General features: G+C 71.4%; 20 protein-coding genes. 13 read left to right on the top strand and 7 right to left on the bottom strand.

Annotation, left to right across the window (positions count from 1 at the left end):
* From nuoI to GUI43_RS26015, 7 genes are all read left to right on the top strand, one after another.
* Complete coding sequence (nuoI, locus tag GUI43_RS26045; RefSeq protein ID WP_112585694.1) at positions 1 to 642, top strand: NADH-quinone oxidoreductase subunit NuoI; 642 nt, start codon at positions 1 to 3, stop codon at positions 640 to 642.
* Positions 639 to 1,409 carry an NADH-quinone oxidoreductase subunit J gene (locus GUI43_RS26040; protein WP_091395559.1) on the top strand — a complete coding sequence of 257 codons (771 nt, stop codon included), beginning with the start codon at positions 639 to 641 and terminating at the stop codon, positions 1,407 to 1,409. The genes nuoI and GUI43_RS26040 overlap by 4 nt, the downstream gene beginning before the upstream one ends.
* Positions 1,409 to 1,726: an NADH-quinone oxidoreductase subunit NuoK gene (nuoK, locus tag GUI43_RS26035; RefSeq protein WP_091395556.1), complete on the top strand. Its 318-nt coding sequence runs from the start codon at positions 1,409 to 1,411 to the stop codon at positions 1,724 to 1,726. Before GUI43_RS26040 ends, nuoK begins: the two co-directional genes overlap by 1 nt.
* 12 nt (positions 1,727 to 1,738) lie before the next feature.
* Complete coding sequence (gene nuoL / locus GUI43_RS26030; protein WP_112604005.1) at positions 1,739 to 3,664, top strand: NADH-quinone oxidoreductase subunit L; 1,926 nt, start codon at positions 1,739 to 1,741, stop codon at positions 3,662 to 3,664.
* A gap of 64 nt (positions 3,665 to 3,728) precedes the next feature.
* Positions 3,729 to 5,264: an NADH-quinone oxidoreductase subunit M gene (locus tag GUI43_RS26025; RefSeq protein ID WP_112585696.1), complete on the top strand. Its 1,536-nt coding sequence runs from the start codon at positions 3,729 to 3,731 to the stop codon at positions 5,262 to 5,264.
* Complete coding sequence (gene nuoN, locus GUI43_RS26020; protein ID WP_112585698.1) at positions 5,261 to 6,814, top strand: NADH-quinone oxidoreductase subunit NuoN; 1,554 nt, start codon at positions 5,261 to 5,263, stop codon at positions 6,812 to 6,814. The genes GUI43_RS26025 and nuoN overlap by 4 nt, the downstream gene beginning before the upstream one ends.
* Before the next feature lie 90 nt (positions 6,815 to 6,904).
* Positions 6,905 to 7,990, top strand: a complete 1,086-nt coding sequence (locus tag GUI43_RS26015) for a polyprenyl synthetase family protein (protein WP_112699999.1) — start codon at positions 6,905 to 6,907, stop codon at positions 7,988 to 7,990.
* On the opposite strand, the gene GUI43_RS26010 is transcribed toward GUI43_RS26015, so the two are convergent.
* Complete coding sequence (locus GUI43_RS26010) at positions 7,966 to 9,195, bottom strand: MFS transporter (RefSeq protein ID WP_112699998.1); 1,230 nt, start codon at positions 9,193 to 9,195, stop codon at positions 7,966 to 7,968. The two genes, GUI43_RS26015 and GUI43_RS26010, sit on opposite strands and share 25 nt — an antisense overlap.
* 154 nt (positions 9,196 to 9,349) lie before the next feature.
* Between GUI43_RS26010 and GUI43_RS26005 the strand changes: the two genes are divergently transcribed.
* Positions 9,350 to 10,132, top strand: a complete 783-nt coding sequence (locus GUI43_RS26005; protein WP_091395539.1) for an IclR family transcriptional regulator — start codon at positions 9,350 to 9,352, stop codon at positions 10,130 to 10,132.
* 102 nt (positions 10,133 to 10,234) lie between these two features.
* Here the strand turns inward: GUI43_RS26005 and GUI43_RS26000 are convergent, their stop codons facing one another.
* Entirely contained in the window at positions 10,235 to 12,361 is a 2,127-nt protein-coding gene (locus GUI43_RS26000; protein WP_112699997.1) for a PhoX family protein, read from the bottom strand.
* Positions 12,362 to 12,588: 227 nt separating this feature from the next.
* On the opposite strand from GUI43_RS26000, the gene GUI43_RS25995 reads away from it, so the two are divergent.
* Both GUI43_RS25995 and GUI43_RS25990 read left to right on the top strand, forming a co-directional pair.
* Positions 12,589 to 13,104 (top strand): sigma-70 family RNA polymerase sigma factor, encoded by a 516-nt coding sequence (locus GUI43_RS25995; RefSeq protein ID WP_091395533.1) that lies wholly within the window; start codon positions 12,589 to 12,591, stop codon positions 13,102 to 13,104.
* A complete protein-coding gene (locus GUI43_RS25990) occupies positions 13,101 to 13,817 on the top strand; it encodes an anti-sigma factor family protein (protein ID WP_091395531.1) in 717 nt (238 codons plus the stop codon). Before GUI43_RS25995 ends, GUI43_RS25990 begins: the two co-directional genes overlap by 4 nt.
* 100 nt (positions 13,818 to 13,917) lie before the next feature.
* Here the strand turns inward: GUI43_RS25990 and rarD are convergent, their stop codons facing one another.
* The 4 genes from rarD to eccE form a co-directional block, all read right to left on the bottom strand.
* Positions 13,918 to 14,844 (bottom strand): EamA family transporter RarD, encoded by a 927-nt coding sequence (gene rarD / locus GUI43_RS25985; RefSeq protein WP_112699996.1) that lies wholly within the window; start codon positions 14,842 to 14,844, stop codon positions 13,918 to 13,920.
* Entirely contained in the window at positions 14,841 to 15,338 is a 498-nt protein-coding gene (locus GUI43_RS25980) for a GNAT family N-acetyltransferase (protein WP_112699995.1), read from the bottom strand. Before GUI43_RS25980 ends, rarD begins: the two co-directional genes overlap by 4 nt.
* 128 nt (positions 15,339 to 15,466) lie before the next feature.
* On the bottom strand, positions 15,467 to 15,853 hold the full coding sequence (locus GUI43_RS25975) for a phage holin family protein (RefSeq protein ID WP_091395522.1): 387 nt from the start codon (positions 15,851 to 15,853) through the stop codon (positions 15,467 to 15,469).
* Between the two features lie 62 nt (positions 15,854 to 15,915).
* Positions 15,916 to 17,964, bottom strand: a complete 2,049-nt coding sequence (gene eccE, locus GUI43_RS25970; protein WP_112699994.1) for a type VII secretion protein EccE — start codon at positions 17,962 to 17,964, stop codon at positions 15,916 to 15,918.
* A gap of 203 nt (positions 17,965 to 18,167) precedes the next feature.
* Here eccE and GUI43_RS25965 point away from each other — a divergent pair, with 203 nt between their 5' ends.
* Together GUI43_RS25965 and GUI43_RS25960 are read left to right on the top strand one after the other, a co-directional pair.
* Positions 18,168 to 18,488 (top strand): WXG100 family type VII secretion target, encoded by a 321-nt coding sequence (locus GUI43_RS25965; RefSeq protein ID WP_091395516.1) that lies wholly within the window; start codon positions 18,168 to 18,170, stop codon positions 18,486 to 18,488.
* Positions 18,489 to 18,509: 21 nt separating this feature from the next.
* The gene (locus GUI43_RS25960) at positions 18,510 to 18,803 is read left to right on the top strand and encodes a WXG100 family type VII secretion target (RefSeq protein ID WP_112585712.1); all 294 of its coding nucleotides are present in this window, start codon (positions 18,510 to 18,512) and stop codon (positions 18,801 to 18,803) included.
* Positions 18,804 to 18,930: 127 nt separating this feature from the next.
* Here the strand turns inward: GUI43_RS25960 and mycP are convergent, their stop codons facing one another.
* Positions 18,931 to 20,154, bottom strand: a complete 1,224-nt coding sequence (gene mycP / locus GUI43_RS25955; protein WP_112699993.1) for a type VII secretion-associated serine protease mycosin — start codon at positions 20,152 to 20,154, stop codon at positions 18,931 to 18,933.
* A gap of 152 nt (positions 20,155 to 20,306) precedes the next feature.
* On the opposite strand from mycP, the gene GUI43_RS25950 reads away from it, so the two are divergent.
* The coding region (locus tag GUI43_RS25950) for an SseB family protein (protein WP_146765959.1) at positions 20,307 to 20,953 on the top strand (647 nt) is incomplete at its 3' end.

The following is a 20,953-nucleotide window of genomic DNA, read 5'->3' as shown; positions in this document are numbered from 1 at the left end:
GTGGGCGCGATCACCGGAACGTTCAAGGGATTCGGTGTCACCTTCTCGCACATGTTCAGGAAGGTCGTCACGACCGACTACCCGTTCAAGCCGCCGGTGTCGGCGCCGCGCTACCACGGGCGGCACATCCTCAACCGGCACCCGGACGGCCTGGAGAAGTGCATCGGCTGCGAGCTGTGCGCCTGGGCCTGCCCGGCGGACGCGATCTACGTCGAGGGTGGCGACAACACCGACGAGCAGCGCTTCTCGCCGGGTGAGCGGTACGCCAGCATCTACCAGATCAACTACGCCCGCTGCATCTTCTGCGGGCTGTGCATCGAGGCCTGCCCGACCCGGTCGCTCACCATGAGCAACGAGTACGAGTTGGCCCGGGACAACCGGCAGGACCTGATCTTCACGAAGGAGCAGTTGCTCGCGCCGTTGCTGGAGGGCATGGAGCAGCCGCCGCACCCGATGCGGCTGGGTGACAGCGAGAAGGACTACTACGTCGGCGCGCTGGACAACCCGGGCACCTCCGCCGGTGCGGAGACGTCCCCGATGGGCCCCGGCCGCTACCAGGTCGAGGAGCACCCCGGCGTGACGTTCCCCGGCGCCGAGCAGGCCGCCCAGCGCGTGGCGGCCGGCAAGGGAGAGGAAGCATGACCACGTCTACGGTGCTCGCCGCGGCGGGTTCGGTCTCCACCGGCGAGGCGGTCACCTTCTGGATCCTCGCCCCGCTCGCGCTGATCGGCGGGATCGGGATGGTGGCCGCGCGCAACGCCGTGCACTCGGCGCTGTGGCTGGTGCTGACAATGCTCTGCCTGGGCGTGTTCTACGTCCTCCAGGCCGGTCCGTTCATCGGCATGGTGCAGATCATCGTCTACACCGGCGCGATCATGATGCTCTTCCTCTTCGTGCTGATGCTGGTCGGTCGGGACTCCACGGACTCGCTGATCGAGACGCTGCGCGGCCAGCGGGTCGCCGCGATCGTGCTCGGCCTGGGCTTCGCCGGCCTGGTCGGCACCGGCCTCTACCAGGCACTGGACCGGACCAGCACGGCCGGTCTGGAGCAGGTCAACGCCGAGGGGAACGTGCAGGGCATCGCCCGGCTGCTGTTCACCAAGTACGTCTTCGCGTTCGAACTGACCTCGGCGCTGCTGATCACCGCGGCGGTCGGTGCCATGGTGCTGGCCCACGTCGAGCGGCGTAAGCAGGACAAGATCGACCAGGTGTCGACCATGAAGGCACGCTTCGCCCCGGGTAACTACCCCGGCCCGAAGCCGGGCCCCGGCGTCTTCGCGACCTCCTCCTCGGTGGCCACCCCGGCCCGGCTGCCCGACGGCCGCCTGACCGACCGCAGCACCCCGGCGATCCTTCCGCAGCGCGAGCTGACCGCCGAGGAGACCTCGCTGAAGGGGACGGACAAGTAATGGAATCGTTCTTCTCGGTCGAGCCGACCTACTACCTCGTGCTCGCCGCGGTGCTGTTCACCATCGGCGCCGCCGGGGTGCTGGTCCGGCGCAACGCGATCGTGCTGTTCATGTGCGTGGAGCTGATGCTCAACGCGGCCAACCTGACGCTGGTCACCTTCAGCCGGATCAACGGTGACCTCAACGGCCAGATCATGGCGTTCTTCGTGATGGTGGTGGCGGCGGCCGAGGTCGTGGTCGGGCTCGCGATCATCATGTCCATCTTCCGGACGCGACGCTCGGCGAGTGTCGACGACGCCAACCTGCTCAAGTACTAGAGGGGTCCACCGGTGGAAGAGACTGTGGAATACGCCCAGGCCACGGGGCTGCTTGGGGGCGTCTGGCTGCTGGTGGCGATCCCGCTGGTCAGCGCGGCCATCCTGCTGCTGCTCGGCCGCCGGGCCGACCGCTGGGGGCACTGGTTGGGCGTCGCCGCCATCGGCGCCGCGTTCGTGCTCGGCCTGAGCTTCTTCTTCCAGCTGCGTGGCCTGGAGAACAAGTCGGTCGAGCTGAGCCTCTGGGACTTCATCGCTGTCGGTGATCTGCGCGTCGACTTCGGCCTGCTCTTCGACCCGCTGGCCGCGGTCTTCGTACTGCTGATCACCGGGGTGGGTTTCCTGATCCACCTGTACGCGGTGGAGTACATGTCGCACGACGCGGGCCGCCGTCGGTTCTTCGCGTACTTCAACCTGTTCGTCGCGGCGATGCTGCTGCTGGTGCTCGGCAACAACTACGTGATGCTGTACTTCGGCTGGGAGGGCGTCGGTCTGGCGTCGTACCTGCTGATCTCCTTCTGGACCGAGCGGCCGAGCGCGGCCACCGCCGGCAAGAAGGCGTTCCTGATGAACCGGGTCGGCGACGCCGGCCTGGCCATCGGCATCTTCATCATGTTCGCCACCCTGGGCACCACCCAGTACGACGAGGTGTTCAACGGTGTCGGCGCGCTGACCGGCACCACAGTGCTGGTCCTCGGCCTGTTGCTGCTGCTCGGGGCGGCCGGCAAGTCCGGCCAGTTCCCGCTCCAGGCGTGGTTGCCGGACGCTATGGAGGGCCCGACCCCGGTGTCGGCGCTCATCCACGCCGCCACCATGGTCACCGCGGGCGTCTACCTGATCGCCCGGTCCAACCCGATCTTCTCGGCCAACTCGACGCTGCAACTCGTGGTGGTCAGCGTCGGCGCGCTCACCCTGCTGATCGGCTGCATCATCGGTGCGGCCAAGGACGACATCAAGCGGGTGCTCGCCTGGTCGACGGTGAGCCAGATCGGCTACATGTTCCTCGGTGTCGGCCTCGGCGGCGCGGCGTACGCGCTGGCCATCGTGCACCTGCTGGCGCACGGCTTCTTCAAGGCCAACATGTTCCTGGGCGCCGGTTCGGTCATGCACGGAATGAAGGACCAGGTCGACATCCGCCGCTTCGGTGGGCTGTCCAAGTACATGAAGATCACCTGGTTGACCTTCATGATGGGCTGGCTGGCCATCATCGGCATGTTCCCCTTCTCCGGCTTCTTCTCCAAGGAGCCGATCATCGTGGCCGCCTTCGAGCGGGACGACTGGACCGCCTGGCTCTTCGGCGGTGCGGCACTGCTCGGCGCCGGGCTCACCGCGTTCTACATGACGCGGCTGTTCGTGCTCACGTTCCACGGCCCGCAGCGGTGGACCGAGGACATCGAGCACCCGCATGAGTCGCCCAAGCTGATGACCATCCCGCTGATCCTGCTGGCGGTCGGGTCGGTCGGCGCAGGCTTCCTGCTCGCCACGTCCGTCCCGGACTGGCTGACGGAGACCGCCGGGCTGGGCGGCGAGCACGCGGAGCACGCGGCGGTCCTCTCGCACACCGTGATCACCATCCTGTCGCTGCTGGTCACCGTGCTCGGTGCCGGGCTCGCCTGGTTCCTGTTCCGGGCCGGCACGGCCACCGCGCCGCAGCCGGCCGGGGTGCTGGTCACCGCCGCCCGGCGCAACCTCTACACCGACACGGTCAACGAGGCGGTCTTCGAGAAGCCGGGCATCTTCCTCACCCGGGCGCTGGTGTACCTCGACAACCGGGGCATCGACGGGCTCGTCAACGGGCTCGCCGCCGCGGTCGGCGGGGGCTCGGGTCGCCTCCGTCGGATGCAGACCGGCTTTGTCCGCTCGTACGCCACCTCGATCCTGGCCGGTGCGCTGCTGGTGATGGCGGCGTTCCTGGCGGTGCAGGCGGGGTGGTTGGCGTGATCAACCTCTTTCCGGCCGCCCCCGCCGGCGGACCACGCAGTGACGACGGAGGTAAGGCCGCATAATGTCCAACTTCCCGTTCCTCTCGGTGCTCACCGTGGCGCCGCTGGTGGGCGCCCTGGTGGTGGCCTTCCTGCCGCGCCACCGCCCGGAGCTGGCCAAGCAGGTGGCGTTCGCCTGGTCGCTGCTCGTGCTGGTGCTCTCGGTGGTGATGTGGGTCAGCTTCAACGCCGGCGGTGACCGGTTCCAGTTCCGCGAGTCGTACTCCTGGATTCCGAACTGGGGGGTCAGCTTCACCTTCGCCGCCGACGGCATCGCGCTGGTGATGCTGATGCTGATCGCGGTGCTGGTGCCGCTGGTGATCCTGGCGTCCTGGCACGACGCCGAGTCGTCGAAGCGGTCGGTGCCCGTCTACTTCGCACTGCTGCTGGTCCTCGAGTGCACGATGATCGGCGTCTTCGCGGCCGCCGACGTCTTCCTGTTCTACGTGTTCTTCGAGGTCATGCTGGTGCCGATGTACTTCCTCATCGGCAGCTACGGCGGCCACCAGCGGCAGTACGCGGCGGTGAAGTTCTTCCTCTACTCGCTCGTCGGCGGTCTGTTCATGCTGGCCGCGGTGATCGGCCTGTGGGTGGTCGGCGGGAAGACCTTCGACTGGCAGGCGCTCTCGCAGGTCGACATCAGCACCGGCACCGAGAGGTGGCTGTTCCTCGGCTTCTTCCTCGCGTTCGCCATCAAGGCGCCGTTCTTCCCGTTCCACACCTGGTTGCCCGATGCCGGTGGCGCCGCCCCGGCGGGGGCGGCGGCGCTGCTCGTCGGCGTGCTGGACAAGGTCGGCACCTTCGGCATCCTGCGCTACTGCCTGCCGCTGTTCCCCGAGGCGTCGAAGTGGTTCGCGCCGTGGGCGCTGGCCCTGGGCGTGATCGGCATCGTCTACGCCGCGCTGCTGGCGGTCGGCCAGAACGACCTCAAGCGGCTGGTGTCGTACACCTCGATCGCGCACTTCGGCTTCATCGGTGTGGGCATCTTCGCCTTCACCACCCAGGCCGGCACCGGCGCGGTGCTCTACATGCTCAACCACGGGCTGGCCACCGGCCTGCTCTTCCTGGTGGTGGGCATGCTGATCTCCCGGCGTGGTTCGGCGTTGATCAGCGACTTTGGTGGCGCAGGCAAGCTCGTCCCGGTGCTCGCCGGGGTGCTCTTCTTCGCCGGTCTCGCCTCGCTCGCGCTGCCCGGCACGGCGCCGTTCATCTCCGAGTTCCTGGTGCTGATCGGCACCTTCACTGTGAACAAGCCGGTCGCGGTCATCGCCACGCTCGGCATCATCCTGGCTGCCGCGTACGTGCTGTGGATGGTGCAGCGCACCACCCAGGGCACCCTCAACCCGGCGCTGACCGAGGTCGACGGCATGCGTCGGGACCTCAACCTGCGCGAGAAGGTAGTGGTCGCCCCGCTGATCGCGCTGATCGTGCTGCTGGGCTTCTTCCCCAAGCCGGTCACTGACGTGATCAACCCCGCCGTCCAGGCGACCATGGACGACATCGGCAGAACCGACCCGGCGCCGTCCGTGGGCGGCACCGTCCAGGAGGCGGCAAAGTGACCGAGTTGAAGCTGCCGTCGATCGACTACGCGGCGATCTCTCCGATCCTCATCATGCTGGGCACGGCGTTGCTCGGCGTGCTGGTCGAGGCTCTGGTGCCTCGTCGCTGGCGGCACGTCGTGCAGCTGACGCTGGCGCTGCTAGCGGTGCTCGCGGCACTGACCATGGTGGTCCTCAGCGCCGATGAGCGGATCATCACCGCGGGCCAGGCGCTCGCGATCGACGGGCCGACGCTCTTCCTCCAGGGCGCGATCCTGGTGCTGGCCGCGATGGCGCTGCTGCTGATCGGTGACCGCTCGGTCGAGCGGGGCGGGGCGTTCGTCGCCCAGGCCGCGGTGACCGCGGAGTCGGCCGACGACCGGCGGCAGGCCGAGGGGCGCAACGGTCTCACCGAGGTCTACCCGCTGACCACGTTCGCGATCGGCGGCATGCTGATCTTCGTGGCGGCGAACGACCTGCTGACCATGTTCATCGCACTCGAGGTCTTCTCCCTGCCGCTCTACCTGCTCTGCGCGCTGGCCCGTCGCCGGCGTCTGCTGAGCCAGGAGGCGGCGATGAAGTACTTCCTGCTCGGCGCCTACGCCTCGGCGTTCTTCCTGTTCGGCGTGGCCCTGATCTACGGCTTCACCTCCGGCATCCCGGGCCGCTCGGCCGGCGTCGACTTCGCCACCATCCACGCGGCGGTGGGCGAGTCGCCGGCCAGCCCGGTGCTGCTGTTCGCCGGCATGGCGCTGCTCGCCATCGGTCTGCTCTTCAAGGCCGCGGCGGCCCCGTTCCACGTCTGGACCCCGGACGTCTACCAGGGCGCTCCGACCCCGGTCACCGGGTTCATGGCTGCCTGCACCAAGGTCGCCGCGTTCGGTGCCCTGCTGCGCGTCTTCCAGGTCGCGTTCGCCGACGCCAACTGGGACTTCACGCCGGTCCTCGGCGCGGTGGCGGTGCTGACCATGCTGGTGGGTGCGGTGCTCGCGGTCACCCAGACCGACATCAAGCGGCTGCTCGCGTACTCCTCGATCGCCAACGCCGGCTACCTGCTGGTCGGTGTGTTGGCGCCGAGCCGCGACGGGCTCGCCGGCACGATGTTCTACCTGGTCGCGTACGGCTTCTCGGTGCTGGCCGCGTTCGCCGTGGTGACGCTGGTACGGGACGACGACGGCGAGGCCACCCACCTGTCCCGCTGGGCCGGGCTGGGCCGTCGGTCGCCGTTCTTCGCGGCGCTGTTCACGTTCATCCTGCTGGCCTTCGCCGGTATTCCGCTGACCAGCGGCTTCACCAGCAAGTTCGCCATCTTCGGGCCGGCGCTGGAGGGTGGCCAGGCCTGGCTGGTGATCGCCGGTGTGCTGACCAGCATGATTCTCGCGTTCCCGTACCTGCGGGTCGTGGTGATGATGTGGCTCTCCGAGCCGGGCGAGTCCACCCCGACCGTCACGGTGCCGGGTGGGCTCACCTCCGCCGCGCTGATGATCGGTGTGCTGGCGACCCTGGTGTTGGGTGTCGCTCCGGCGCCGCTGCTCGATCTGGCTGCCGGAGCCGCCGAATTCGTGCGATGACCGAAGGATCGATCACCGGGGGTCGGCGCGTGTTCACGTGCCGGCCCCCGGTGCGTATCCCCGGGCCGGAGCAGGTCGAACGGGTGTGGCATGGTTGATAGCGTGGTGAAACCGGCGGGCGAGCGTTCAGGTGCCTCCGGCTCCGGCGGTCGTCGGGGTCGGGCGAGCACGAGTCAGTTCGGCGCGCTTGGCCTCAACCTCGCCGATCCTCGTGTCGAGGCGTCCGTGCTGGGTCTTCTGGACACGGTCGAGGTCGAGTTGCGGGCCAGCGTGGCCAGTGCCGACCCGTTCGTCACCGAGGCCGCCCGGCACCTCGTCGAGGCCGGCGGGAAGCGGTTCCGGCCGTTGCTGGTGGCGCTCGGCGCCCAGTTCGGTGACCCGATCGGTGCGCAGGTGGTCCCGGCCGCCGTGGTGATGGAGCTCACGCACCTCGCCACCCTCTACCACGACGACGTGATGGACGAGGCAGCCGTCCGTCGGGGCGCGCCGAGCGCGAACTCCCGGTGGACCAACTCGGTCGCCATCCTGGTCGGCGACTACCTCTTCGCCCGCGCGGCGGACATCGCCGCCGACCTGGGCCCCGAGGCGGTCCGGTTGCAGGCGCGCACCTTCGCCCGGCTGGTGCACGGCCAGATCGCGGAGACGGTCGGGCCGCGCGCCGACGACGACCCGGTGGCCCACTACCTGCACGTGATCGCCGAGAAGACCGGCTCGCTGATCGCCACGTCCGCCCGGTTCGGCGGCATGTTCGGTGGTGCCGCCCCGGAGCACGTGGAGGCCCTCGCCGGGTACGGCGAGACGATCGGTGTCGCCTTCCAACTCTCCGACGACCTGCTGGACATCGCCTCCGAGTCGGTGCAGTCGGGCAAGACCCCCGGCACGGACCTGCGCGAGGGTGTCCCGACGCTGCCGGTGCTCTACGCCCGCGAGGCGGACGACTCCGACGCGTCGTCGGTGCGGCTGCGGGAGATCCTGGCGACCGGCCCGTTGACTGACGACGCGCTGCACGCCGAGGCGTTGGGGCTGCTGCGGGAGAGCCCGGCGCTCAAGCGGGCCCGGGAGACCGTGCGCAGCTACGCCGAGGAGGCTCGCGCGCAACTCGCCCCGCTGCCGCCCGGCCCGTCCCGCAGCGCGCTTGAGTCGCTCTGCGACTACATCGCCGACCGCACCAGCTGATCCACGCCCCGTCCCGCCGCGGTCGCGGCGCGGGTCAACAGTCGGCTGCCGACGAGCATGAGGGCCGCGGCGAGCAGCATCGCCACGGCCGCGATGGTCCACATCGCCGGGTAACCGAGGTGGGCGGCGAGTGGGCCCAGGCTCAGCGGGCCGAGACATCCGCCCGCGTACACCCCGGTCTGTGTGATCGAGGTGGCGGCGGCCGGTGACTGCGGGTGGAGCCGGACCACCGCGAAGTTCATCAGGCCGGGCCAGGCCCAGCCCAGGCCGAAGCCGAGCACCACGCCGACCACCAACGGCACCGAGCCGGTCAACGCGAGCAGGCCCAGCCCGACCGCGCCGACGAGCAGCATCGCGGCGATGAGGGCGACGTGGCCGGTTTCGCGGCGGTCGGCCAACCAGCCGGCGCCCACCCGAGCCGCCACGCAGACCGCGCTACCCAGGGTCAGGGTGAGGCCGGCGAGGCCCGGCGACAGACCCCGGCCCGCGGCGGAGTCCACCAGGAAGGTGCCCAACGAGTTGGCCGCGCCCGAGGCCAACGTCGCCGCAGCGCCGATCACCACCAGCGCCACCGTCGCCCGACCGGCGCGCGTGGCGCCGGCCCGCCGGGCGAAACCGGGCAACTGCCGGGGTACGGCGGCCAGCGTCGTCAGCGCGGCCACGGCGGCGGCCACGAACGCCCAGCGCCAGCCGGCGGTGAGCGCGATGGTGGGCACCGCCACCCCGGCCAGCAGGGTGGAGACCGGGATGGCGGCCTGCTTGACACCGAACGACAGCCCCTGCCGCCGGGAGGGCACGTGCTGGGCCAGCGCGGCGTTGCTGGCCAACTGGCCGAGCGCGTTCGCGGCGGCGCTGAGCGCCAGCAGGCCGACCAGCACCGGGTACGACCGGGCGAAGGCGGCCACTGCCAGCATCGACCCGGCGGCCAGCAGGATGCCGCAGCGGGCCACCACTGCCGGCCCGTACCGCTCGACCAACCGCCCGGAGGGCACCGAGGCCAGCGCGCTGACCCCGAAGTAGACGGAGACGGCCAGGCCCAGACCCGCGGGCGAGAAGCCGAGGTCCGTGCCCATCTGCACGGCGAGACCGCCGAGCAGGAAGACGGGGAGTACGCAGGCCACTGTGGTGACGACTGCGCCGGCGCTGGCCCGGACCGGACGAGGTTGGGCAACGGCCGGATCGGGGGTATTGGAGGTGTCGGTCATCGTTCGGCAAACCTACGCGAGCCCCGCTCACAGCACTCCTGGTGACCGGCGGGACACAAGCTGTGGATGGTGATCTGGCATCCTCGACCCGAACAGGCATTTCGCACCGGGCCTGTTTTTCATATGGTGTAAGTCCCCGGCGGCGGAGGTGGTTGTGCGCGACCCCTTGGCAGAACCTTCGGACCTGATTCGCAGCGTGTCCCGAGCGCTACGGGTGCTGGAGTCGGTCGGTCGCGCCCCGAAGGGCCTGACCGTCAAGCAGATCGCCCGGCGCTGCGAGCTGACCGTGGCCACCACCTACCACCTGGTCCGCACCCTCGCCTACGAGGGCTACGTGATCCGTCGCGAGGACGGCACGTACATCGTGGGGTTGGAGGTGGCCGACCGGTACCGGGAGCTGGTGACGGCGTTCCGGGGTCCGCCGGCGGTCGGTGAGACGCTGCGGCGGGCCGCCCTGGACACCGGCTACAGCCACTACCTTGGTCGGTTCGTCGGCGGTCAGGTGGCCCTCACCGCGGTCGCCGAGGGGCACCGCTCGCCCTACCTGGAGGATCTGGTCCCCGGCTTCGACGAGGGGGCGCACGCGACAGCGCTCGGCAAGTCGCTGCTCGCCACCCTCACGACCGACCAGCGCTACCGCTATCTGCGCGAGTACGGCATGCGCCCGTTCACCACCGCCACGCTGACCACCACAGAGAGTTTCGAGGCCGACCTGGCCGCGGGCGACCGGCGCGGCATGCAACTGGAGATGGGGCAGTTCCGCCAGGGGGTGGCCTGCGCCGCGGTGCTCGTCGCACCGGACAAGGACATGGAACGCCGCGTCGTGCTGGCCTGCGCGTTGCCGGCCAGCGAGATGATGACCTCCGCCCGGGTGGTACGCGCCAAGCTGCTCACAGTGGCCCGCGGCGTGGCCGACGGCATCGCCACCGACAACTGACCGCCGAGAGGCCCTCTCCCGGGCTGGGAGAGGGCCTCTCGGGGCGGTCCAGCGCCGGACCGCCGGAGCAACGTCAGCGGCCCGTCGGCCGCGGGTGTGACGTCAGCTGCCCACCGGGCCGCCGTCGAGGCGCCAGGTGACCACCACGCCCGGCTTGGCGTAGTCACCGTCGGGCCAGTTCGAGGCCGGGTTCTCCACCGAGGCACCGGTGATCTCGCCCGGGTGCTGCACGGCGACGAAGACCGAGCGGTTGTCGCCGGTGATGAACGGGCCGCAGGTCTCCGCGCCGAGCGGCACGGTCAGGAACTGCTTGAGGTGACCCCGCTCCGGACCCTCCACGGCGGTGGCGAACAGGCCGTCGTTGCTGCCCAGCGCGTTGCCGTCGGTGGAGATCCAGAGGTTGCCGGTGGCGTCGAAGGCGACGTTGTCCGGGCAGGAGATCGGGGAGACCTTGGTCCTGTCGTACCCGGCGAAGAAGGTCGACGGGTCGGTCGGGTCGCCGCAGACGATCGGCAGCGACCAGGCGAAGGTCTCCGAGGTGTTGTCGTTGCGGTCCTCGACCAGCTCCAGGATCTGCCCGTGCTTGTTGGCGTTGCGCGGGTTGGCCTCGTCCGGCTTCGGGTTGCTGCCGACGCCCCGGTTGGTGTTGTTTGTCAGCGCCACGTACACCTTGCCGGTGAGCAGGCTCGGCTCGACGTCCTCGGGGCGGTCCATCTTGGTCGCGCCGACCTTGTCACCGGCGAGCCGGGTGAAGGTGAGCACGTCCGCGGCGGTCATCCCGTCGACGAACGACCGGTTGCCGCTGACCAGCCTGATCCAGCGACCCCGGCCGTTGAACGCGCCGTCGGTGGGGAGCTTGCCGGAGCCGTCGATCTCGGCGGCGCTGGTCTGGTAGAGCTCTGCCACGTAGAGCGTGCCGGACTCCAGCAGGGTCAGGTTGTGCTTGCGGGCAGCCCAGGAGTTGCCCTTCATGAACTTCTTGTCCGAGACGAACTTGTAGAGGTAGTCGAACCGCTCGTCGTCGCCCATGTACGCGACCACGTGGCCGTCCTTCGCGACGATCACGTTGGCGCCCTCGTGCTTGAACCGGCCCATCGCGGTGTGCTTGCGCGGGCGGCTCTCCGGGTCGAACGGGTCGATCTCGACGACCCAGCCGAACCGGTGTGCCTCGTTGGGGTGCTTCGCCAGGTCGAAGCGCTCGTCCGCGCGCTCCCACTTGCGGCTGCCGCTGGGGTAGCGGGCGGCGGTGCTGATGCCGTAACGGTCCAGCCTCGGCTTCAGCTCGGCCGGGGCGGCGTCGGCGCCCACGAAGTACTGGTTGAAGTTCTCCTCGCCGGAGAGCACAGTGCCCCACGGGGTCACGCCACCGGCGCAGTTGTTCAGCGTGCCGACGACAGTGCGGCCCCTGGGGTCGGCGGCGGTCTTCAGCCAGGCCGAGCCGGCGGCCGGGCCGGTCAGGTCGAACTTGGTGCTCAGGGCGGTGACCCGCCGGTTGTACGGCCGCGGGCCCTTGCCGACCGGCTTCCACTGCCCGGTGCCCGCGACCCGCTCAAGCTCCACCACTGACATGCCGTGCGCGGCCATGGCGGTGCGCAGCTGCTCCACGGAGAGCCCGTCCAGGCCGGGGAAGCCCGGGAACATCAGGTCCTCGTTGGTGTACTCGTGGTTGACCACGAGCAGCGCCCGCTTGCCCTGCTTGTCCAGCGGTAGCACGCCCACGAAGTCGTTGTTGTAACCGAACTGCTTGGACTGCGCGGCGGCGGTCTGGTGGTGCAGGTCGAACTCCGGCGCGCCCGGCAGCACCGGGTCACCCCACTTGATCACCACGGCGTGGTCGTAGCCGTTCGGCACGACCAGGGTGTCCAGCTTGTTCGGTGGGATCGGCTTGAAGGTCAGCGCGCCGTTGCCGACCCCGGTGCTGGGACGACCGAAACCGAAGCCCTCCGGGACGTCCGGGGCGGTTGGGGCCGCCATGGCCGGGGCCGCCCCGGCGAGCGCGCCGGCTGCCGCGCCGCCGAAACCGAGCACCAGCGCGCCGACAGCGCCGGCCCGGACCACGCCACGCCGCGACACCTCGGCGTTCACCACGTCACCGAAGTACGCGTTGTCGGAGGTGTTCGGGACCGGGTGGTCACACGCGTTTCCGCACCGGTACAGACAGGTCATGGCATCACGGGTGCCATGGCGGGTGCCGTTCAACAGGGGGAGCAGCCGGGGACGGTCGCTCATGGGGGGAGGCCTCCAGAGAAGTCGGTGGCACGACAGGCGGCGTACCAGCCGGACGCTAGGAGGACGTGGTGAGCGCTCGTCAGCCGCGATGTGAACCGGGCATGAACACCTTCGTCGTGGCAACCGGCACGCAACCGGTCTGACCTCGGGCTGAACCGATCGGCGTGACCGCACGTATTCCCGAGCGAACGCACCGCCGGACGCGCGCCGGAAGCGAGGAGACCGCCATCAGCGACCACGACGCCCAACTGCTGCGCGCGCTGCACGACGAGCACGCGGAGGCGCTGTACGCCCATGCCCTGCGGCTGGTCAACGGGGACCGGCAGCGGGCCGAGGACCTGGTGCAGGAGACGCTGCTGCGGGCCTGGCGACATCCGGAGTCACTCGACCCGACGCGCGGATCGGTGCGGTCCTGGCTGTTCACCACCGCCCGCAACCTGGCCATCGACGCCTGGCGGCGGCGATCCACCCGGGTCGGCGAGGTGTTCACCGACGATCTGCCCGAACCGCCCGAGGCGATCGACGAGGCCGAACGGGCTGTGGAGGCGTGGACCGTCGCCGAGGCGCTGAACCGGCTCAGCCCGACCCACCGGGAGGTGCTGGTCGAGTGCTTCTACCAGGGGCGGTCAGTGGCCGAGGCGGCGTCCCGCCTGGGCGTACCGCCAGGGACCGTGAAATCCCGCACCCACTACGCGCTGCGGTCTCTACGGTTGGTCCTGGCCGAGATGGGGGTGACGGGATGACCCGGTGCGAGTTCGCGTACGACGACGGCGCGTACGTGCTGGGCGCCCTGGCCCCCGCCGAGCGGGCGGCCTACGAGCGGCACCTGGGCGGCTGCGCCTCGTGTCGGGAGGCGGTCGCCGAGATCGCCGTCCTGCCCGGGTTGCTCGGGCGCCTCGACCCGGCGGGGTTGGAGCAGATTCTGCCGCCGCCGGCCCCGCCCCGGGTGCCCGCGCTGCTCGACGAGGCCCGCCAGCGCCGTCGTCGGGAACGCGCCGCGGACCGGCGACGGTACGCACTGACCACACTGGCCGCCGCCGGGCTGGCGCTGCTGGTCGGTGTGGGCACCGCCGTGGCGCTGCCTCGACCGGTCGACCAGTCCCGGCCGCCCGGCGCGCAGGGTAACCCGGCACCGCAGGTGTCGATGGTGGCCATGCGACCGGTGGCCGCCGCCGGGCCGGTGCACGCCGACCTCGGGCTGACCGGCACCAAGTGGGGCACCGAGGTGACCATGCGTTGCGGGTACGACGCGCGGACGAGCTACGGCAAGGCGTACCCGTTCCGGCTGGTGGCGCGTGGTCCGAACGGCGCCACCGAGCAGATCGGCTCCTGGCTGGCGGCTCCGGGCGACGACCTCAGCTTCACCGGCGCGACGAGGTTCACCGACGCCGAGCTGGTCAGCGTGGAGTTGCAGAAAGCCGACGGCACGCCCCTCCTGACCTACGCCGTCCCCTGACCCGCCCGCCCACCCCTGGCCCTCCGCGATCTTGCAATTTCTGCCCTTCTGTAAGGGGCGTGTCGGGTATATCGACGACCGAAACTGCAAGATCGCGAGGTCAGGGGGTGGGGACAGGGGTGGGGGTGGAGGTCGGTTGGTGGGGCTGGCGGGTGCGGCGGGAGGTTCGGACGGCGTCGGCGGTGAAGACGATCAGGGCCAGCCAGACCAGCGCGAAGCCGGCCAGCCGGGCCGGCGGCATCGGCTCGTGGAAGATCAGCACCCCGCAGCCGAGCTGAAGAACCGGCGTCAGGTACTGGAGCGTGCCGAGGCTGCTCAGGGGCAGTCGGTTGGCCGCCCCGGCGAACAGCAGCAGCGGAATCGCCGTGGCCGCGCCGGCCAGCACCAGCAGCGCGGTGTGCCCGGCCGAGACGTGCCCGAAGGCCAGGTCGCCCTTCGCCGTCACCCAGCCCAGGTAGCCCAGCGCGGGCAACGCCAGCACTGCAGACTCGACGAAGAGCCCCTCCGCCGCAGGCAGCCCGAGCCGCTTCTTCACCAGGCCGTAGCCGGCGAAGCTGAACGCCAGGGTCAACGCCAGCCAGGGCAGCCGGCCGTAGTCCACTGTGAGCACCGCGACCGCCGACGCGCCGATCCCCAGCGCCACCCACTGCGCCGGGCGTAGCCGTTCCCGCAGCACCGTCACCCCGAGCAGCACCACGATCAACGGGTTGATGAAGTAGCCGAGCGCGGTCTCCACCACCCGATCGGAGTTGACCCCGTAGATGTAGGTGCCCCAGTTGACCGCGATCAGTGCGGCGGCGGCGAGGATCCCCGCCAGCGCCCAGGGGCGGCGCAGCAGCGCCCGCAGGAAGCCGACGTTGCGCAGCGCCGCCAGCAGCAGGGCCACGAAGAGCACCGACCAGACGATCCGGTGGGCCAGGATCTCCAGCGGGCCGGCGGGTCGCAGCAGCTTCAGGTAGAGCGGAAAGAAACCCCAGAGCAGGTACGCGCCGAGGCCGTAGAGGTATCCCAGGCGGAGTGGCGTCACGCTTCCACCGTAAGGGGCGTAGTGCTGCTTTGTTCCTTTCCGGTGATCGGGGTCACCGGGGGCCGCCGGTCCAGCTGCATCCACCGTTGCGGCGCGTCCAGCGGGGTGAAGCCCACCCCCGCGTACACCTGGTGGGCGTCGTTGGTGCAGAGCAGGATCCGGCGTACGCCCAGCTCATCCAGGTGATCGCGGACCGCGCCGGCGAGCCACCCGCCCAGCCCGCGACCCCGGGCGGCGCGGTCGACGTACACGTCGCAGAGCCAGGCGAAGGTGGCGCCGTCCGTGACGACCCGGGCCACCGCGACCTGGCGGCCGTCCTCCGGCCGGTAGATGCCGAACGGCAGCGAGCCGGCGAACGACCGCTCGGTGGTCTCCCGGTCTCGTCCGAGCGCCCAGTACGCGTCGGTGGACAACCAGTGGTGCACCAGGTCCAGGTCGATCCGCGCCGGATCGGTGCTGAGCAGGTGGCCGTCGGAATACGTCAGCGAGAACATGCCGCGACGCTAACCGCCGAGATGGGCGGTCTTGCCGCCAAATTCCCGAACTCTGGTCATCGGCCCGCCGGGGCCCCGGCCGAGGTCGGAGCCCCGGACGGACCGGGTCGGTGCTGGCTGGTCGGCGGTCAGTCCCGGTCGAGGACGGCGCCGAGGATCCAGGTCACGATGCTCACGAAGAGGGCGCCGAGCACTGCTGCCGGCCAGAAACCGTCCACCGAGAACGGCAGCCCGGCCTGGTCGGCGATCCAGCTGGTGAGCAGGAAGAGCAGTCCGTTCACCACCAGGGCGATGAGACCCAGGGTCAGCAGGTAGAAGCCACAACCGACGGTCTTGATGATCGGCTGGAGAACCGCGTTGACCACGCCGAAGATCACCGCCACCAGGAGCAGCGTGGTCACCGTCTCGGTGGCCGAGTTCGAATCCAGGGAGATGCCCGGGATGAGGAGCGTGGCCAGCCAGAAAGCCAGAGCTGTGCTGGCCAGCCGAATCAGCAGACCTTTCAGAAAACCCATGGCGGGGATCGTGCCACGGACACCGCACCGACGTAACCCGCCGGCTGGCCGTCCCGGTGGATTCAGCCGCGCGTCGGCGGCCCGATCAGTTGCGCCTCGATCGGAGTGGGGGAGAGCAGTGCCCAGCGCAGCGCCCGACGGTTGACCACGGCCACCATGTCTTCCCGGATCCGGGTCAGCCACTCGGCCGAGCCGCCCAGTCCCAGCGCGGCTCCGGCCAGGGTGGCCTCGGTGGAGGTCAGTGGCTGGAGCAACGCCAGGTCGGCCCGGCTCAACGCGTCCACATCGGCCGGGGTCAGCTCGTCGCGTACGACCAGGGTGGCCCGCCACGGCGGGCCCGGCGCGGCCTCGGCCGCCACCGGCCCGGCGTCGACGATCAGCAGCAACGGACGCAGCGCGGTGCCCACCCCGTCGGCGACCGCCCGACCGGGAGGGAGCAACGGGATCGTGCCGCCCGGCGCGCCAACTCCTCGGATGAACGGTTCCCAGGCGCGTGGCCGGGCGGTCTGCACCACCACCAGGGCGCCGAGTGCCAGGGCGCGCAGGGCCACCAGCTGGGCTGCCCGCACCCCGCCGACCAGCAGCACACGGGTGCTCTCCGGCCGGAACAGACGCACGGTGACCGCTCGGCCGTGCCGGTTGGTGCCGACCATCATTCCCGCGTCGCCCAGTGACAGCTCCCAGTCGTCGACCGCCGAGTCGGGTCGCGCTCCGGGTGCCGGTGGGCGGGGACGCGCCCCGGGTGCCGTCAGCGCCAACGGCAGCGTGGCGGCCAGCCCGCTCAGGTGGGCGCCGTCAAGTCGTCGCAGCTTTCCGCCCAGGTCGGTCACCAGGCGGACCAGCGCCTCGGTGGCCGCCGTCAACTCGGCCGCCGTCCCGGCGGCCAGGCGTACGGTCAGCTCGGTCGGCACTTCACTGGCCGCCGGCGGACCCGACGACGTCGACACCGTCGGCGACGGACCTGAGCAGATCGACACCGTCGTGGCCGTCGCCGGCAGCGCGAGCAGGCGGGGCACCAGCCGGCGTCCGGCCGCAGCGCGCGCGTCGGGCCAGTGGAGCAGACGGAAGGTGGCCTGGACGAGAGTGCCGGACCGGATCGCCGGCCAGGACTCCCGGACCGGTTCGCCGTCGTGGTGGGCCAGCTCGCCCAGGACACGCAGCGCCGCCGGCACCCCGAGCGGCCGCGCGGCCAACGGCCCGAGTCGGCGGACGATCCGGCGAACCGTGCCGGCGAGGGCCCGGCGCAGGTCCTCCTCGGACCAACCGTTCACCCGCAGCACCCGGACCGCCACCACCGCCCGCTCGCGCCCGGCGAGCCGCCCGTCGGTGAGCTGCCGGTACGACGTGCCGACAGTGCCACCGGTGCTCGGCACCGGCGCCGGCGCACCGGCGAGCAGCAGTTGGACCAGCAGCGGGGGCTGGTCCGGCCCGGTCGGGGGGAGTAACGCGGCCGGGGCGGGGATCGCCTGGGACACGTCGCCCAGCAGGTCGCCGGGGTCGCCGAGCTCCAGGAGCGCGACCATGCCGGTGGTGTCCTCCAGGACGGCCGCCGGCCCGCCGGTCAACTCGGTCGAGCGGACCACAGTGCCCGGGGCGACCAGGTCGAGCAGTTCGGCCGCGTCGGCCGGCCCGGTCAACACCCGCCGGCGGGTGAGGTGCCCGATGGCGGTGCCCAGCCACTCGAACAGCCACCGCCCGCGCACCGGCACCCAGGCGGCGGCCACCAGCAGCACGGCCACCAGTACGGCCGCCGCGACGACCGGTGCGGGCCGGCCGAGGGCGACGAGCACGAGCGCCGCCGCGACCTGTGCGGTGACCAGTTGGCCGGCTCGCGCTCCGGCAGCCGCACGACGGCCGAGTGCGACCCAGTGGGCCACCGGCGACCGGCGACGGGGGGTGCGCTGATCGACCGACCCCGGACCGCGGTCGGTGGGTCGGCCTGGCCCGCCCACCCGTGGGGAGGCACCTGCCTCGGACCCGACCGGGGTCGGCGGGTGCGGCCCTCCGGTGGTGATCGCCGGCACCGTGCCTCCTCGACCAGTGGGGACCGGGTCGGGCGGCCGGCCGCCCTCCGGCGGCCCGTCACGCGCCGCGACGTGGCTGCGGCACATCGTAAGCGACCGATGGCCGCCTCGGTTGTCCACAGGGGAAGCCGGTGGGGTAGCAGAACTGCTACGAGCTCGCTACCGTCAGCCACGAAGTCAGTCGCTGACCCGTGTCTCAGTGCTCGACGACCGGGCCCAGCGACGACGCGTCACCCAGGGGTGGGCGCGTCGACGGCCAGGTGCGATCCGAGAGACGAGGTGACGTCCGGATGTCCCAAACCAAGGCAGAAGCAGCGGTGATGCAGCAGACTGCCGCGAAGTTCGAGCAGGTGGACCAGTCGTTGCAGTCCATGCTGACCGGCCTGCTGGCCGAGCTGGAGGTGTTGCAGCAGGCCTGGCGTGGCGCTGGTGGCCGGTCGTTCGAGCAGGTCAAGCAGCAGTGGTCACAGGACCAGGCGGCGCTGCACCGCGCGCTGCGAGAGACCGCCGGTGCGATCCGCACCGCCGGCCGGCAGTACCACGCGTCCGACGACGAGGTGGCCAGCCGGGTGGCCGGCACCAACCGCGGCGGCATCCAGTTGCCGCTCTGATCCCGCTGGGGAGTGAATCCGATGGACCATGGTGTGCTGGTCGTCAACTTCGCCGCGCTGCAGCAGGCCGGCGCTGACATTCAGAAGGCGTTGAACACCCTCGACGCGCAACTCGGCCAACTCGAACGCGACGCCGCCCCGCTGGTGGCGAGCTGGACGGGCGAGGCGCGGCAGGCCTACGAGCAGCGCCAGGCGCGGTGGCGTTCGGCCTCGCAGGACCTGCAGGGGATGCTGCGTGACATCAGGTTGGCGGTGAACGACTCCGCCACCGACTACCTGGACACCGAGAAGAAGAACACCGGGCTGTTCCAGTGAGCGATGTGGGCCGGGAGCGCTGACCGTGTCCGGGTCAGCGCCCCGCCCGCAGCCGGTCGGCGGTCAGGGCCGTACGCGGGCGGGCTCAGACCGTGTGTGGGCGGGCTCAAGCCGTGCGCGGGTGGGCTCAGGCGGGGCCGGCCGGGCGCCAGCGCCGACGGGCGCCACGGGGCACCACCAGGGCGAGCAGCGCCACGGTGACCGCCGTGATGCCGGCCACCGCGCCGACCAGCAGGGCTCGGTCCCGTGCGGCGGCCCGGCGGGCCTGGTGGGCGAGCTGCGCCGGGTCGGCCGGATCGTCGGCGAGGGCGGCGACCGGCCGAGCGCCGCCCACACGGCCGCCGCTGGTCTCGGTGACCGCCCGGTAGGGGTTCAACACCCCGGCGCCGTATGCGCCGCCCCGGCCCGCGCCCGGCGCTGGATCGGCGGTGGCGATGATCCGCTCCGCCACCTGGGCGGCGGTCAGCTCCGGCCGATATTCCCGCAGCAACGCGGCGGTGGCGGCCACGAAGGGCGCCGCGTAACTGGTGCCTTCGACCCGATGGTGGCCGGCACCGGGTGCGGCGGTAAGCACCTCGCTGCCCGGGGCCACGAGGTCGACGTACGGGCCGGTCTGCGAGAACGCCGCCCGCCCGCCGTCCGCCCCGATCGCGCCCACGCCGAGCACCCCGTCGTAGCCGGCGGGGAATGGTCGGGGGTCCCCGCTGCCGTGCAGGTTGCCGGCGGCGGCCACCAGCACCACGTCCCGGTCGACCGCGTACCGCACGGCCGAACGGACCTCCGGGTCGTCCGCGTACAGCACCACGGACAGGTTCACCACGTCGGCGTCATGGTCGACGGCCCACCGGATGGCCCGGGCGAACTCGTCGGCGCTGACCGTACGCCCCGACTCCCGCCCCTGCACCACCTGCTGCTCACTCACCCGCACCGGCAGGATCCGGGCACCCGGTGCCAAGCCGCGGAAGGCGACGTCGCGGCGGGGTGCCGCGACGATGATGCTCGCCACACCGGTGCCGTGCCCGGCGCAGTCCCGACCACCGTCCCCGCCGGGGTCGAGCAGGTCGGCGCCGGCCAGCACCCGCCCAGCCAGCTGCGGGTGCACCCGGTCCACCCCGGAGTCGACCACCGCGACGGTCACCCCGGCGCCGGTGGCCAGCGGCGCGAGCCGCGCGGGGTCGTACCGTTGCTGTGGCCAGGGCGTGGCCGCGACCGGCCGGACGGGGGCGAGTGCTGTCGCGCAGGCCGGTGCCGCCCGGAGCCCGGCGGTGGCGGCGACGGTCGGAAGGGCCGGTACGGTCAACAGGCTGGCGGCCAGACCTGCGAGGACCGGGCGTGTGATCGATCGGGACATCGACACCCTCCGTATCGTGTCGGCTCCGGAACGGGATGTTATCCCCTCCTGCACGCCCTGGCTGACCGCCGGCAGCCAGCCATTGTGATCTTGGTACCACCTTGTAGGTTGTACGCGATACCTGTGGCCTGTTCTCGGAAGGGGAGGTGGCCGTGACCGCATGGGAGCCGGCCACGGAGGCCGAGGTGGCGATGCGCGACGCGCTGCGCGCCAACGACCAGGAGCTCTACTTCCGGCTCCTGTCCCGCACCGATGTGCTGCTGCCGGTCTCCGCGCCGACGCAGCCCGGTCAGCCACCCGCCGGATGGGGCACGTGGACCACCGGCGGCCGGACCCACGTCCTGGCCTTCACCTCCGCCGCCGCCCTGCGGGCCTGTCTCGGCGATCACGCCGGCGGCAACCGACGCATCCCCTTCGCCGATCTCGCGGCCAGTTGGCCCAACCACGAGTGGTGGCTCGCCGTCAATCCGGGCCTGCCGGTCGAGGGCTACCTGCCGGCCTGGTTCGTGTCGCAGCTGTCCCGAGGCGACGTGCGACTGCCCGGCCGTGCCATGGGTGCCCGCGCTCGCCTGGAGCGGGCCGAGACGTTGGCCCGCACCCGGCCCGGCATGCCGCCGCGGGACGCCGCGCCAGCCGCTGGATCGCCTCCGGTGACGGCGGCAACCTCGTCCGGGCCCGAGAGTGCTCCGCTCGCACCCCGAAGGCCCGCGCGGAGCCCGGGCCCTCGGGTGGGTGCCCCGCCGGTGCCGGGTCCGGCGCCCCGGCCACCCGTCCCCGCCGAGCCGCCGCGCCGAGGGGG

Origin of the sequence: Micromonospora noduli, assembly GCF_003264365.1 — a bacterium.
Classification (GTDB): domain Bacteria; phylum Actinomycetota; class Actinomycetes; order Mycobacteriales; family Micromonosporaceae; genus Micromonospora; species Micromonospora noduli.
The sequence above is the reverse complement of the archived record's forward strand: the minus strand, read 5'-3'. Positions and strand labels throughout refer to the sequence as shown.